A 15103-nucleotide genomic window follows, 5' to 3' on the forward strand; every position below is an offset into this window, starting at 1 on the left:
CACGGCCCCCGGCGGCCCCCTGGCCGCGCCGCGGTGGAATAGGGGAGGCCGTCGGGGAGGTTGACCCTGGCGGAGGCGGGGCCCGGGACCACGGGCGTCCGCCGCAGACCATCAGCAGGACGAGATCGAGCAGGACGAACCGGGAGGGCGCGCGGTGCAGGATCCCACGCAGCTGTACACACGTCACGACGGCGGGCCTGAGGGCGCCGCAGACCTGGCCGTCCCCCCGGGGCTGGGCATGCTGGTCGTGCTCACGGGCCACATGGACGCGGGTCGGGTGGCCCTCCAGGTGCGCTCGGCGCTGCGCGAGCACCTCACGCACCGGCTCGTCGCCGACTTCGACCTGGACCAGATGTTCGACTATCGGGCCCGCCGCCCGCGGCTGCGGTTCGAGCGGGACCGATACAGAGACCTGCGCATGCCCTCGCTGCGGGTCGAGGTGGTGGAGGACCTGATCGGCCACCCGTTCCTGCTGGTGGCCGGCCCCGAGCCGGACTTCCAGTGGGAGCGCTTCACCGCCGCGCTGCTCGGGCTCGCCGAGGAGTGGCAGGTGGACTCCCTCACGTTCCTCGACGCCGCCCCCATGCCGGTCCCGCACACCCGCCGCCTCGGGGTGACCACCCACGGCTCCCGCCAGGACGCCGTCGGCGGGCTCTCCACGTGGAGCCCTGAGGCGGACATCGTCTCCGGGGCGCTGCAGATGCTGGAGGTCCGCGCGGAGGAGGCCGGCATCCCCACGGCCGGGTACACCCTGCACGTGCCGCACTACCTCGGCGAGGCGGCCTTCCCCCAGGCGGCGGTGGCCGCACTCGAGTACGCGGGCGCCGCGCTGGGCCTCATGCTCCCCACGGACGAGCTGCGGGACGCCTCCCGGGAGATCGAGGCGGAGATCGAGCGGCAGGTGGCGGACTCGGAGGAGGTCCGGTCCATGATCACGGGGCTCGAGAAGAACTTCGACCAGAACGCCGAGGACCAGGAGCGCTCGCTCCTGGAGACCGACGGGGGACTGCCCGACGGCGACGCGCTCGCCTCCGCCGTCGAGGCCTACCTCGCGGAGCGGGACGGGGCGGTGCACCCCTGGACGCGGACGGATCCTGCACAGGAGGACCGGCCCGGTCCGCCCTCCACCGATCCGACCGACTGACCCCCGGCGGCGGGGGCGCCCGACCCAGGATCGGGCCATGGACCCGTGCACCCCCACCCCCGCCCTCGCCCCCGGCACCCTCTCCGCCCGCGGGGTGGACGACCTCCTCGGCTACGTCGGCCACGCCCTCGGCACCCTTCCTCGGCAGAGCCTCGTCCTCGTGACCCTCGAGCACCGCCTCCTGCGCGCCGTCGTGCGGGTGGACCTGCCGGGGCATGCCGACGCGCAGGGGCGCTGGGCGCGCACCGTGGCCGGCGTCTGCCGGCGGGACGCCCGGGCGACCGCCGTCCTGGCCCTGGTGCTCGACGCCTCGGCCGAGCCCGGCGCGGCCCCCGCGCCTCCATGGTGGCCGGCTCTCGAGGACGCCCTGTGCCGTGCGGACATCCCGGTGGCCGAGGCGTGGTGCAGCGCGGGTGAGCGGGCCTGGCCGTGGCCTCCCGGGCGGGGCACGGCGTCGCAGGCGCGCGCGGTGAGCCCTGAGTCCAGCGTCCTCTCCCTTCACCTGCTCGCCCAGGGTTCCGTGTGGGGCCTGCGGGACCGCGACGTCCTCGTGCCGCCGCCGCGACGGGCGGTGCCCGCCGACGCCCGGCGGTGGCCGGCGCCGGACCCACAGGACGCCGCCGGCCGGGCCGCCTGGCAGGACGCGTGGCGCACCGTGCTGCGCGGCGGGTGCGCGCAGGACCACGAGCTCCTCGGCGGGCCGCTCGTCCTCCCTGCCTGGCGCGACGCCCTCGTGGTCCTGGCGGCGTGCGGCCCGGACGCCGCCGCCGCCGACGGCGCCGCGCGGGAGCCGATCCTCACGGCCTCGACGCCGGAGCCGCCGGACTGGCGCTCCCTCGACCGCCTGTGGGAGGCGTGCCGGGGCATCGCGGGCACCGCCCCGGCACGCCACGCGGCCCAGGCGCTCGCGGTGGCGGCATGGGTCTCCTGGGCACGGGGCCACGGCTCCGCGGCGAGCGCGCACCTGGAGGCCGCCGAGGCGCTGGACCCGAGGGACCGCTTCGGCTCGGTGCTGCGGGCCGTCACGGGAGCGGGCCTGGTCGCGGGGTGGGCGACGTCCCCGGAGACCGCATGGCGGGCCGGTCCGCGGCGGTGACGCCCCGCGGGGCGTGGCCGGGGTGGGGGCCTGCCGCACCGTGCGACAATGGATCGGTTCAGCGCCGGTCGAGCCGCGCGGTCCGCCTCGGTGTGATCCGCGTGGAATAGACCCGGCCGCCTCGGTGTTGAGCACTCCAGGACCCTGCAGTCTGCGGGCCCGGGCGACGTCGTCGCCCGGGGTCGGGACTTGACAGGGTCACGTGTATATGGACTGCAAGGGATCCGCGCGCAGGCGCGGACCGACGGAAAGGCCACGAGTGACCACTTCGACGACCAGCGGAGCGCAGGACGGCCCGGAGACGACCGGCACCGGTGCGGCCAAGAAGGCCACCACCCGCACCCGGGCGAGCGGGACCGCCGCGAAGAAGACCACCGCCACGGCGAAGAAGACGGCCACGGCCGGAACGAGCACGGCAGCCACGAAGGCCGCCGCCACGAAGGCCGCCGCGACGAAGACGACCGCGGCCAAGACGACCGCGGCGAAGTCCGCTGCCGGCACGAAGTCGGCGGCAGGCGCGAAGTCCGCGACCGGCACCGCCAAGAGCACCGCCGCCAAGAAGCCGACGACCCGGTCCACCGCGGCGAAGACCGCCGGTCCGTCCAAGGCCACGGCCCCCACGGCGGCTGCGAAGGCCGCCTCCACGAAGGCGACGGCCGCCAAGGCCGCCGCCGCGAAGGCCGCCGACGCGGACGTCGAGGCGGAGACGGACGAGGCGGCCGTCGACGCCCGCGAGGAGACCGCCAAGGCCGACGCGGTGGGCCCGGAGGACGAGGCGCTGGCCGCCAAGGGCGACACCACCGCCGACGAGGACTCGGACGATGAGGACGCCGACGGCTCGGACGCGAACCAGGCGCCGGCCATGGCCCCCGAGTCCGTCACCGGCACCAAGGCGAGCGGCCCCGCCGTCGTCCGGGGCGCCTTCGTGGTGGACAACTCCGAGGACGACGCCCCGGTGCAGCAGGTCGTCGTGGCCGGCGCCACCGCCGACCCGGTGAAGGACTACCTGAAGCAGATCGGCAAGGTGGCCCTGCTGAACGCCGAGCAGGAGGTGGACCTCGCCATGCGCATCGAGGCTGGCCTGTACGCCGAGCACTGGCTCAAGGAGAACCCGGTGGACGACTACCGGGTGCGCCGCGACTACGAGCTGATCATCGCCGACGGCCGCCGCGCCAAGAACCACCTGCTCGAGGCGAACCTGCGCCTCGTCGTCTCGCTGGCCAAGCGCTACACCGGGCGCGGCATGCTCTTCCTGGACCTGATCCAGGAGGGCAACCTCGGCCTCATCCGCGCCGTGGAGAAGTTCGACTACACCAAGGGCTTCAAGTTCTCCACGTACGCCACGTGGTGGATCCGCCAGGCCATCACCCGCGCCATGGCGGACCAGGCCCGCACCATCCGCATCCCCGTGCACATGGTGGAGGTCATCAACAAGCTGGCCCGCGTGCAGCGCCAGATGCTCCAGGACCTGGGCCGCGAGCCCACCCCGGAGGAGCTCGCCAAGGAGCTGGACATGACCCCGGAGAAGGTCGTGGAGGTCCAGAAGTACGGCCGCGAGCCCATCTCCCTGCACACCCCCCTCGGCGAGGACGGCGACTCCGAGTTCGGCGACCTCATCGAGGACTCCGAGGCCGTCGTGCCCGCGGACGCCGTCTCCTTCACCCTGCTCCAGGAACAGCTGCACTCCGTGCTGGACACGCTCTCCGAGCGCGAGGCCGGCGTGGTCGCCATGCGCTTCGGCCTCACCGACGGCCAGCCCAAGACCCTGGACGAGATCGGCAAGGTCTACGGCGTGACGCGCGAGCGCATCCGCCAGATCGAGTCCAAGACCATGTCGAAGCTGCGCCACCCGTCCCGCTCGCAGGTGCTGCGGGACTACCTGGACTGATCGCGGGGAGGGCGGGTCCGACGCGGCCCGCCCCCCCCTACGCGGCGGAGGGCCGGGACACCGTCATGGTGCCCCGGCCCTCCGCCGTTCGGTTCGGCTGCAGCGCAGCCGGGGGTCGGCTCAGCTCAGGCTGGCCGTCTCGTCCTGCCACACGGCGGTCTTCGGGCGCAGGGCGGCCTCCACGTCACGTGCGTGGTGAGCGCAGAAGAGCAGCTCGCCGCCGGCCTCGAGCACAGCGCGGACGTAGGCCTGGGCGCCGCAGCGGTCGCAGCGGTCGGCACGGGTGAGGGCGGCCGGCTCGGCCAGGGCGGTGATGGACACGGTGTCCTCCTCGAGTTCGGGTCAGGGGGCTGACAGCCGGCGGATGCGCCGGCTGCCCCACTCGTCCGATGGAACAGCCAGGATGGCAGGGTTATTCGCGGCGCGGGGCGCGGACCCGCCCCGTTTCGCTGGGCGCGTATCGGCGACGTCGACGTCGGTCTCCGGACGCTGCGGGCCTCCCGCAGGGCGCCCTGCCGTGTCCGGCCCCCCGAGTAGGCTGGACGGGCCGTCGCCGCGCCGCCTCGGCCCCCGCGTCATCCCCGTCGAAAGGCCCGCCTCCCGTGCCAGCGTCCTCCGAGTACACCGCGCGCCACCTCTCCGTGCTGGAGGGGCTCGAGGCCGTGCGCAAGCGGCCAGGCATGTACATCGGCTCCACGGACTCCCGCGGCCTCATGCACTGCCTGTGGGAGATCATCGACAACTCGGTGGACGAGGCCCTCGGCGGCTTCGGCCAGTCGATCGACGTCACGCTGCATCCCGACGGCTCCGTGGAGGTGGAGGACTCAGGCCGCGGCATCCCCGTGGACGTCGAGCCCAGGACGGGCCTGACCGGCGTCGAGGTGGTGTTCACCAAGCTCCACGCGGGAGGCAAGTTCGGTGGCGGCTCCTACGCCGCCTCGGGCGGCCTGCACGGCGTGGGCGCCTCCGTGGTGAACGCCCTGTCCTCCCGTCTGGACGTGCAGGTGTTCCGCGGCGGGAAGGTCCACCAGATGTCCTTCCGCCGGGGCGAGCCCGGCCGGTTCGCGGACGGTTCGAGGCCCTCCCCGGAGGCCCCGTTCGAGCCGGCGAAGGACGCCTCGCCGCTGGACGTCGTCGGCAAGGCCAAGCGCGGCCGCACCGGCACGCGGGTCCGCTACTGGGCGGACGACCAGATCTTCATCAAGGACGCGAAGTTCTCGGCGGAGGACCTGCGCGCCCGGGCCCGGCAGACCGCCTACCTGATCCCCGGGCTCCGGATCACGGTGCGGGACCTGCGCCGCGCCGCGGGGGAGGAGGCCCCCGCGGAGGAGGTCTTCCAGTACGACGGCGGCATCTCGGAGTTCGTCGAGCACCTGACCCCCGCGTCCCCCGTCACCGACGTGTGGCGCATCCAGGGCTCGGGCACGTTCAAGGAGCGCGTGCCGGTGCTCGGCGAGGACGGCCGGACGGCGATGCAGGACGTCCAGCGCACGTGCGAGGTGGACCTCGCCCTGCGGTGGGACGTCGGCTACGAGACCGTGTTCCGCTCCTTCGTGAACATCATCGCCACGCCCAAGGGCGGCACCCACCAGTCCGGCTTCGAGGCCTCGCTGCTCAAGGTGCTCCGCGCCCAGGTGGAGGCCAACGCGCGCCGCCTGAAGGCGGGCACGGACAAGGTGGAGAAGGACGACGTGCTGGCGGGCATGACCGCCGTGCTCACCGTGCGCCTCGCCGAGCCGCAGTTCGAGGGGCAGACCAAGGAGATCCTCGGCACCTCGGCCGTGCGGCGCATCGTCGCACAGGTGGTGGAGAAGGAGCTCACCGCGCGCCTGGCGTCGTCGGCCCGGGCGCAGAAGCAGCAGACGGCGGTGCTGCTGGAGAAGGTCGTGGCGGAGATGAAGTCCCGCATCTCGGCGCGCACCCACAAGGAGAACCAACGGCGCAAGAACGCGCTGGAGACCTCCACCATGCCGGCCAAGCTCGCGGACTGCCGCAGCTCGGACGTCGCCTCCTCGGAGCTGTTCATCGTGGAGGGCGACTCCGCCCTCGGCACCGCCAAGCTCGCCCGGTCCTCCGACTTCCAGGCGCTGCTGCCCATCCGCGGCAAGATCCTCAACGTGCAGAAGGCCTCGGTCTCGGACATCCTCTCCAACGCCGAGTGCGCAGCCCTGATCCAGGTGGTGGGCGGCGGCGCCGGGCGCAGCTTCGACATCGACGCGGCGCGCTACGGCAAGGTCATCCTCATGACGGACGCGGACGTGGACGGTGCCCACATCCGCACCCTCCTGCTCACCCTCTTCTTCCGGTACATGCGTCCCATGGTGGAGGCGGGCCGCGTGTTCGCCGCCGTCCCGCCCCTGCACCGGATCGAGGCGGTCACCCGCGGGCAGAAGGAGCGCGAGGTCATCTACACCTACTCCGAGCAGGAGCTCCGCGAGGTCCTCGCCCGCCTGGAGAAGGAGGGGCGCTCCTACCGCGAGCCCATCCAGCGCTACAAGGGCCTCGGCGAGATGGACGCGGACCAGTTGGCGGAGACCACCATGGACCCCCGCCACCGCATGCTGCGCCGCGTGAACATCTCCGAGCTGGAGGCCGCCGAGCGCGTGTTCGACCTGCTCATGGGCTCCTCCGTCGCCCCTCGCAAGGAGTTCATCGTCTCCGGCGCGGACGACCTGGACCGCGACCGCATCGACGCCTGAGCCCGGCACCTCCGGGGAGGAGTCGGGTTCCCCTCGATCGCCGCACAGGCCTGTGAGAGCCTGGACACATGAATGCGACGATGAGCGAGCGGTCCTGGCGGTGGCGCATCGGGGTGGCCTCGGCCGCCCTCGGGGCGGCGAGCGTCGTCGCCGGGCTGCGCGAGGCGCTGGGCCTCGGCTGGGCCGTCGGACTCCTGCTCGCGTGCATCGCCGTGGTCGGAATCGCGCTGCGGGGCGTCCGCCGCCGCGTCGACCAGGCCACGGCGCGCACGGACGTGGTCTACAGCGGCGAGGGCGCGACCGCGTGGCTCATGGTCGCGATGCTCGGCGTGGGCATCGTGCCCGGCCTGCTCACGGGGGCATTCGCCGACGGCACGGTCCGCACGCTCGTGGCGGGCCTGATCGCCGCCGCCGTGGCCGCGGCCTCGAGCGGCGTCCTCGCGGCCACCACCACGCCCGAGCCGCAGCCGGTGCCCGACCCCGTCCCTCTGGGGAGTCCGGCCAGGTGAGCCGCCACGCCGGGGCGGGGTCAGTGCTCCCGGTAGTACTGCGCGAGCCGGTGGAGTCCCTCGTCGATGCTGACGGACGGCGTCCACTCGAGCACCTCGCGCGTGCGGCGCTGGTCGAACCAGTGGGCCGTGGAGAGCTGCTCGGCGAGGAACTCGGTGAGCGGCGGCTCGCCGTCGTCGGAGCCGAGGCCCGCCGAGCGCACGCCGAACAGGTTCCGCTCCCAGGCCTTCTCGATGAGCGCCCCCGCGCGGCGCGCGAGCCCCGCGGGCACCGTGCGCGCCGGCTCCGCCGCGCCACCGGCCAGGGCGATCCCGCGTACGAGCTCGCCCACGGGGCGCGGCTCCCCGTTGGTGACCACGAGCGCCTCGCCGTGGGTGTGGTCCGCGGCGCTCACGGCGGCCACCGTGGCCTCCACGGCGTTGCCGGTGTAGAGCGTGTCGATCAGCGGTGCCCCGGTGCCCAGCACCGGCATGCGGCCGGCGCGGGAGCGCTGGACGATCCGGTCCGTGAGCTGCCGGTCCCCGGGTCCCCACATGAGGTGCGGGCGCAGCACGAGGACGCGGAAGTCGTCACGGTCCGCGGCCAGGGCCAGCAGCTCGCCCTTGGCCTTGGTGCGCGCGTACGGGCCGCGAGCGTGCTCGGGGCTGGCGGGCCCGGCGCCCTCGCCCACGATGGAGGAGCCGGCGTGGGCCACGGACGGGGAGGAGACGTGGATGAACCGCCGCACGCTGTGCCGCCGGGCGGCCTCCAGCATGATCCGCGTGCCCTCCACGTTCACGGCCTCGAACTCGCGCTCGGGGCCGGAGACGGACACCTTGGCGGCCACGTGCACCACGGTGTCCGCACCGGTCACGGCCTCCTCGACGGCGGCGGGATCGGTCACCGAGCCGCACACGTCCACGGCCCCCGGCACGCCCGAGGGGCGGCGCTGCAGGGTGGTCACCGCGTTGCCGGCCTCGGACAGCACGCGGGCCACCCCGGAGCCGAGCAGGCCGGACGCCCCGGTCACGAGCACGCGGCGCGACTCGAGACGCTCCATGAGCACGGGCATGCCCTGCGGGTCGATCTCGACGTCGTAGCCGAACCGGTTCACAGCGACCCCACCTTGCCGCCCGCCAGCACCCGCTCGGCCCAGCGCGCCACCCTGGGCCGGTCGATCTTGGAGTTGTGCCGGATGTCCGTGGGGATCTGATCCGCGACGAGGACCGCCGCCACGGGGAGCGGCTCGAGCGCGCAGCGCACGGCCGAGGCCACGGACGTGGGGGCGAGGCCCTGGTGGGGGCGGCCGTCCCGGTGGTGGCCGGCGCGGCGGGCGGGGCGCGTGGCGGGCACGGCGGCCTCCACCACCACGACGACGGCCTGCGTGCCCCGCGGGCCGACGCCCACCACGGCGGAGCGCTTCACGGGGCCGAGCGCGTCGACGACCTTCTCGGGGCCGCCCGGACCGATCGGCCCCTCGGGGAGCGTCAGCACGTGCTGCAGGCGCCCCTCGATCCACAGGCGGCCCTCGGCGTCGAAGTGCCCGATGTCCGCGGTGCGGTGCCACACGCGGCCGTCCTGGAACCAGAGCCCGTCCCGCTTGGACTGGTGGTCGGTGTACCAGAGCGCGTCATAGCGCTCCTTCAGGTGCGGCGCGGTGACCACGATCTCGCCGAGCACCCCGTGCCCGGTCTGCGCGTCGAGCACGACGTCGTCCGCGGTCCCGTCCTCGAGCAGGGGCGCGATGCCCAGCGTCACGGTGGGGACGGCGGTGCCCACGCACACGCCCTCGTCCGCAGCGCGGCGCAGGTCCTGCACGGTCTCCCCGTCCACGTCGGTGAGCAGCAGCCCCTCGGTCATGCCGTAGGGCGTGTGCACGCGGGCGTTGGGCAGAAGGGCGCCCACCTGGCGCAGGAGGTTCGGGTGCACGGGCGCGCCCGCGGAGAGCGCGAGCCGCACCTGCCCGAGCGCCCGCCGCTGCTCCCGGTTCAGCTTCCCCGCGGTCGCCACGATGTTCTCCAGCGCCGCGGGGGAGGCGAAGAGCACGGTGGACTGGCCGGCGATCGCCGCGTCCGCCAGCGCCGTCGCGGTCAGGGTGGCCGGCTTGGTGACGTCCATCTCCGGGGAGACGGAGGCGGCCCCGAGGGCGGGGCCCAGGAGGGCGAAGGGGGCGAAGGCCGCCAGCAGCGAGGATCCCGGGCGCACGTCCAGGGTGTCCCGGACCAGGGCGACCAGGCGGCCGAGCCGCTCGTGGGTGTAGACCACGCCCTTGGCCGGACCGGTGGAGCCGGAGGTGAAGAGGATGGCGGCGTCGGCGGACGTCTCCGGCTCCGGGAGCACGGCGCCTGCGGCGTCCCGGGCGTCCCCGGCCGCGGCATCCCGATGGCGGTCGACCATCTCGTAGAGCGAGCCCTCCACTCCCAGCAGCGCCCGCTGGCCCGCGCCGAGCGGCGCGACGGAGAGGCGGGTGCCCGGCCAGGACTGTGCACGGGCGAGCGTGAGGCCCGGGGTCTTCCCGATCACCCAGCGCGGCCGCGCGGACTTCATGGCGCGGGTCATGCCGGAGATCCCCAGGCCCTGGTCCGCCACCACGGCGACCCCGCCGACGCGCAGCACGGCGTAGAGCGCGGCGGAGAGGTCGCGGCCGGGCGGGACGAGCATGGCCACGCGGTCGCCCGGCCGCATCCCCGCGGCCCACAGGCCGGAGGCGATCGCGGACACCATCTCCTGCAGCTCGCCCCAGCTCACGGCCACGGGGCGGCGCGAGCCGCCGAGGATCGAACGGCCGGTGTCGGCGCCGGCCATGTCCACGAGCGCGGTGTAGTCGCGGTACGCGGAGTCCGGAGCGCCCCAGTCGCGCAGGTGGTCCCACAGCAGGGCGACCCCCGGCTCGGGTCCGGCGAGGGCGGCGCGCGGGTCCGGTCCCGGCAGGCCGGAGGCCGGATCCTCCAGGAGCCCGGTGTGCAGCAGCTGCGCCCACGCGAGGATCGGGAGGGTGAGGTCCCGGTCGTCGACGAGCAGGTGGCCGGCCTCCTCGTAGCGGTGGACGCGGGCCTGCGGGAGGCGCTCGCGCAGGTCGTCGAGGTAGCGGTCCAGGAACACCGGGTCCTCGGCGCCCCACAGGATGAGGGCGGGCGTGCCCGCCGCGCCCAGGGCGCTGACGCCGTCGGACACCGCGGTCAGGGAGGCGTGGCTGGCGTGCTCCTCGTCCACGGGGATGTCGGCGACGAAGCCGCCGATGCCGCCGCGGCGGTCCGCGCCCTCGTAGGGCAGGTGGTACGCGGCGCGGACGTCGTCCGGCAGGGACGGGTTCGCGAGCGAGGTGGTGACGGCCAGGAAGGCGTCGGTGGTCACCGTGGAGCCGGGGAGCAGCGGGCCGGCCAGCGCGGCCTGCAGCGGGGCGGGGATCGCCGCCTCCGGCGGCTGGTGCACGGCGGTGTTCAGCGTGGCCACGCCCGAGACCACGTCCCGGCGGCGGCCCGCCCAGCCCAGCGAGACGACGCCGCCCCAGTCGTGGCCGAGCGTGATCAGCGGGTGGCCGGTGCGGGCCAGCTCCGTCAGGCCGAGGGCCTGCACGAGGGCGTCGAGGTCGTCGATCCGCGCGCCGAGCGTGCGGTACGTGCCGCCCGGGGCCCCGAGGTCGTCGGGCCTGGGCAGCCGGGGATGGGCGAGGCGCTCGGAGAAGCCCATGTCCAGCTGGTCCGGGGCGACCACCCGCCAGGCCGGCTGGCCCTGACGTGCGCGGCGCACCGTGGCCTCCATCAGGGAGCGCCACAGGTAGGACCACGTGGGGTTGCCGTGCACGGCCACGACGGTGCCGGCGATCTCCACGCCGAGCGAGGCCAGGACGGGCCCGGTGTCCGCCACGTGCAGGGTGCGGACGGTGCCCTCGGGGTCGGCGGCGGAGCGGATCTCCACCAGGCGGGACCATGCGGCGTCCCATCCGGGGAGCCGGTCGGCGGGGGGCAGCACGGCGGGGGCGGAGGGGATCTGCGGCATGGGGGCTCCTTCAGCTCACCACTGGATCTCGAGCATGGCGGTGTTCAGGCCCGAGCCGACGCCCAGGCACAGGACATGGTCCCCGGCGGAGAGGCGCTCCTGCTCGCGCACCAGCGTGATGGGCAGCGAGGCCGGCCCCACGTTGCCCAGGGTGGGGAACGTGCGGGGGATGCGCTCGGGGTCGAGGCCGGCGGCCTCGGAGATGGCGTTCGTGTGCAGCTGGGAGACCTGGTGGGTGATGTAGCGGTCCATGTCCCGCCAGCCCCACTCCTGCGGCGTGTCGTTCCACGCGTCCATGACGAGCTCGAGGCCGTCGGTCAGCAGCGCCGTGGAGTCCGTGAACATGCCGTTGTGGTCGCCCACGCACAGGCCGTGGTGGTCCGTGCCGGCGCGGGTGACCCCGCGCAGGATGCGGTGCGCGTCCGGGTGGTCCTCGATGCTCCCCACGACGGCGGCGGCCGCTCCGCAGCCCAGGGTGAGGGAGGCGAACTGCTCCATGAAGTTGCCGCGATTGGTGGTCTGCGCGTGCAGGTTCCGCACGGTGGCCTCCTGCACCCTGCCGGAGTCCTCGCCGGCCACCACCACGGCGTAGTCGATCTGGCCGGCGTCCACGAGGGTGGAGGCGATCATCAGGCCGTTGACGAACCCGAGGCACGCGTTCGTGATGTCGAAGTTCGTGGCGGAGGTCGGCAGGCCCATGAGGTCGTGGATGCGCACGGCCACGGAGGGCTCGAGGGTGGCGCGCGTGACGGAGGTGTTGATCAGCAGGCCCACGCGCGAGGCGTCGACGCCCGCGGCCGAGAGCGCGGCGGTGCCGGCGTCCGCGGCGGCCTCCTGGAAGTCGCGCGTCTCGTCCCAGAAGCGGCGGGCCCGCACCCCGGCGACGCGCTGCAGCAGGGAGGCGGGCAGCTTCAGCCGGGCGAGCACGTCCTTCAGCTTCTCGTCGAGGTCATCCGAGGTCACCTCGAGGGGCGCCTCCACCTCGGTCACCGCCAGGAGGGCGGCGCGGGAGTATTCGAAGCTGGCGTTGCCGGACACGTGGGGCACCTGGACCGTTCTTGTTGGCGGTGGGGATCCGGCCCGTGGCTGGCACGGGCCGGGCTGTCACTCTAGCCGAGCCCCCCCGGAGGCCCTGACGGGATCACGGCGTCCGGGGGGAGGGGTTCTCACTCAGCGGACACCGTCACGGCGTCGTCCTCGGGTGGCGCCGCGGCGACGAGCGTGGGGGAGGCCCCGGCGCCGAGCGCCTCGATCCGCTGGTCCACCGGCACGCCCGAGCCGTCCCGGCGCCCGAACTCCACGGGCAGCGAGCGGGCCACGCCGGCCCGGGAGGCCGCCAGGGCGGGGGCGGGGCCGACCCAGGCGAGCGCGAGCCCGGACTCCCCGCGCAGCAGGCGATGGGCCCGCACGCCCGCGGTGCCGCGGCCCTTGGCCGGGTACTCGGCCAGCGGCGTGACCTTCACGGAGCCCGGGGCCGAGCCCAGCAGGTCGCCCTCGCCCTCGCCGTCGGCCACGGTCACGACGACGGCGGCCCGCGCCGCGGCGGCGTCGCCCTCGCCCGCACCCTCGGCCACGGACGAGGCGGGGGCGACGCCGAAGCCGATCACCGCGTCCTCGTCGGCCACGCGCATGCCGGCCACGCCGCCCCCCGCCGGCCCCTGGGGCCGCACGGCCGAGGCCGGGTAGCGCAGCAGCTGCCCGGAGCGCGTGAGGAACACGAGGTGGTCCTCGTCGTCGGCGGCCGGCGCCGCGCCCACCACGGCGTCGGCGTCCTTGAGGGCGATCGCGTCCATCGCGTCCCGGTTCAGGGGCCACTCAGGGCGCACCCGCTTCACCACGCCGCGGGCGGTGCCCAGCGCGAGGACGGCGTCGAGCGGGACGAGGGCGACGAGGGACTCTCCACGCTCGAGGGGGATGAGCGTCTTCGCGTCCGCCGCGGCGGCCATGGCCGGCGCCTCCGAGGACTCGGGCGCGGCCGGGAGGTCCACCACCTGCAGCCGGTGCACGCGCCCCGCGGAGGTCAGCGCGCCCACCTCGCCGCGGGCCGTGGCCGGGACCACGGAGACGAAGGCGTCGTGCTTGCGGCGGCGGCCCTGCGCCGTGATCGGGGTGCGGTCCGCGGTGCGCAGCACCTTGCCCGCCGTGCTCAGGAGCACCCAGCAGGCGGTGTCCGGGACCATGAGGTCTGCTCCGGCCTGCGCGGCGCCGGCGGCCGAAGGCCCCCGGCGGGAGCCGGCCGGGGCGGCCGCGGCGGCGAGCGTCTCGGCCTCCAGGAGCTGGGTGCGCCGCTCGTCCCCGAACTCGTCGGCGACGGCCTGCAGCTCGGAGGAGACCGCGTCCCGCAGCCGGGCCTCGGAGCCCAGGATGGCCTCGAGCTCGGCGATCGCGTCGGCCAGTTCGTCCCGCTCGGCCTCCAGCTCGATGCGGGAGAACCGGGTCAGCTGGCGCAGCCGCAGCTCGAGGATGTGCGAGGCCTGCGCCTCCGAGAGGTCGAAGACCTGCTCGAGGCGGGCGCGGGCCGAGGCCGTGTCGTCCGAGGTGCGGATGATCTGGATGACCTCGTCGATGTCCACCAGGGCCAGCAGCAGGCCCTCCACGAGGTGGAGGCGGTCCCGCCGTCGCCCCAGGCGGTGCGCGGTGCGCCGACGCACCACGTCCAGGCGGTGGTCCACGTACACCTGCAGCAGCGGCTTCAGCCCCAGGGTCTGCGGCTGCCCCTCCACGAGGGCCACGTTGTTGATGCCGAAGGACTCCTCCAGCGGCGTGTGCTTGTAGAGGGCGGCGAGCACGGCCTGGGGGTTGAAGCCGGACTTCAGCTCGATCACCAGCTTCAGCCCGTTCTTGCGGTCGGTGAGGTCCACGACGTCGGCGATGCCCGCGAGCTTCTTGGCGTTGACGCCGTCCTTGATGCGCTCGATGACCTTCTCCGGGCCCACCCCGTACGGCAGCTCCGTGACCACGAGGCCCGTGCGGCGCGGGGAGACCTGCTCGACGGCGACGGCGGCCCGCATGCGGAACGAGCCGCGGCCCGTGGCGTAGGCGTCCCGCACGCCCTCGAGCCCCACGATCCGTCCGCCCGAGGGCAGGTCCGGGCCGGGGATGTGCGCCATGAGCGCGTCGAGGTCCGCGTCCGGGTGGGCCAGCAGGTGCCGGGCTCCGGCCACGACCTCGCGCAGATTGTGCGGGGCCATGTTGGTGGCCATGCCCACGGCGATGCCGGCCGCGCCGTTGACCAGCAGGTTCGGGTAGGCCGCGGGCAGCACCGCGGGCTGCTGGAACTGGTTGTCGTAGTTGGGGACGAAGTCCACGGTGTCCTCGTCGAGGTCCGCGGTGAGCGCGAGCGCCGCCGGGGCCATGCGGGCCTCCGTGTAGCGCGGCGCCGCGGGGCCGTCGTCGAGGGAGCCGAAGTTGCCGTGCCCGTCCACCACGGGCAGGCGCAGGGAGAACGGCTGCGCCAGGCGAACCATCGCGTCGTAGATGGCGGTGTCGCCGTGGGGGTGGAGCTTGCCCATCACCTCGCCCACCACGCGCGCGGACTTCACGTGCCCCTTCTCCGGGCGCAGGCCCATCTGGGACATCATGAAGAGGATGCGCCGCTGCACCGGCTTGAGGCCGTCGCGGGCGTCGGGGAGCGCGCGCGAGTAGATCACGGAGTACGCGTACTCGAGGAACGAGCTCTCCATCTCCTGCGCCACGTCGACGTCGACGATGTTCTCCTGCTCCAGCGGGAGGGGACGCGCGGCGTCCGGGTCGGCGGGACGGGAGCGGGACGAACGGGCCATGGCGGT

General features: G+C 74.6%; 10 protein-coding genes. 5 read left to right on the forward strand and 5 right to left on the reverse strand.

Going from position 1 to position 15103, the window contains the following annotated elements; all coding sequences use genetic code 11:
* Positions 1-154: 154 nt before the first annotated feature.
* The 3 genes from NJC10_RS09315 (at position 155) to NJC10_RS09325 (ending at position 4128) form a co-directional block, all read left to right on the forward strand.
* A complete protein-coding gene (locus NJC10_RS09315; RefSeq protein ID WP_319076156.1) occupies positions 155-1144 on the forward strand; it encodes a PAC2 family protein in 990 nt (329 codons plus the stop codon).
* Between the two features lie 37 nt (positions 1145-1181).
* Complete coding sequence (locus NJC10_RS09320) at positions 1182-2240, forward strand: DUF4192 family protein (protein ID WP_319076157.1); 1059 nt, start codon at positions 1182-1184, stop codon at positions 2238-2240.
* A 208-nt stretch (positions 2241-2448) separates the two neighbouring features.
* Positions 2449-4128 (forward strand): RNA polymerase sigma factor, encoded by a 1680-nt coding sequence (locus tag NJC10_RS09325; protein WP_319076160.1) that lies wholly within the window; start codon positions 2449-2451, stop codon positions 4126-4128.
* A gap of 120 nt (positions 4129-4248) precedes the next feature.
* Here the strand turns inward: NJC10_RS09325 and NJC10_RS09330 are convergent, their stop codons facing one another.
* On the reverse strand, positions 4249-4449 hold the full coding sequence (locus tag NJC10_RS09330) for a hypothetical protein (RefSeq protein ID WP_319076161.1): 201 nt from the start codon (positions 4447-4449) through the stop codon (positions 4249-4251).
* 281 nt (positions 4450-4730) lie between these two features.
* On the opposite strand from NJC10_RS09330, the gene NJC10_RS09335 reads away from it, so the two are divergent.
* Complete coding sequence (locus NJC10_RS09335; RefSeq protein WP_319076164.1) at positions 4731-6827, forward strand: DNA topoisomerase IV subunit B; 2097 nt, start codon at positions 4731-4733, stop codon at positions 6825-6827.
* 80 nt (positions 6828-6907) lie between these two features.
* Positions 6908-7336, forward strand: coding sequence for a hypothetical protein (locus NJC10_RS09340; protein ID WP_319076165.1), 429 nt, complete (start codon positions 6908-6910; stop codon positions 7334-7336).
* A 20-nt stretch (positions 7337-7356) separates the two neighbouring features.
* Here the strand turns inward: NJC10_RS09340 and NJC10_RS09345 are convergent, their stop codons facing one another.
* From NJC10_RS09345 to NJC10_RS09360, 4 genes are all read right to left on the reverse strand, one after another.
* Entirely contained in the window at positions 7357-8430 is a 1074-nt protein-coding gene (locus NJC10_RS09345) for an NAD-dependent epimerase/dehydratase family protein (protein ID WP_319076166.1), read from the reverse strand.
* Positions 8427-11315 carry an alpha/beta fold hydrolase gene (locus NJC10_RS09350; protein WP_319076168.1) on the reverse strand — a complete coding sequence of 963 codons (2889 nt, stop codon included), beginning with the start codon at positions 11313-11315 and terminating at the stop codon, positions 8427-8429. Before NJC10_RS09350 ends, NJC10_RS09345 begins: the two co-directional genes overlap by 4 nt.
* Positions 11316-11330: 15 nt before the next feature.
* Positions 11331-12362 carry a 3-oxoacyl-ACP synthase III gene (locus NJC10_RS09355; protein ID WP_248115659.1) on the reverse strand — a complete coding sequence of 344 codons (1032 nt, stop codon included), beginning with the start codon at positions 12360-12362 and terminating at the stop codon, positions 11331-11333.
* 119 nt (positions 12363-12481) lie between these two features.
* Positions 12482-15097, reverse strand: a complete 2616-nt coding sequence (locus NJC10_RS09360) for a DNA topoisomerase (ATP-hydrolyzing) subunit A (RefSeq protein WP_319076170.1) — start codon at positions 15095-15097, stop codon at positions 12482-12484.
* Positions 15098-15103: the final 6 nt, after the last annotated feature.

Origin of the sequence: Micrococcus sp. M4NT (assembly GCF_033790745.1) — a bacterium.
Lineage (GTDB): Bacteria > Actinomycetota > Actinomycetes > Actinomycetales > Micrococcaceae > Micrococcus.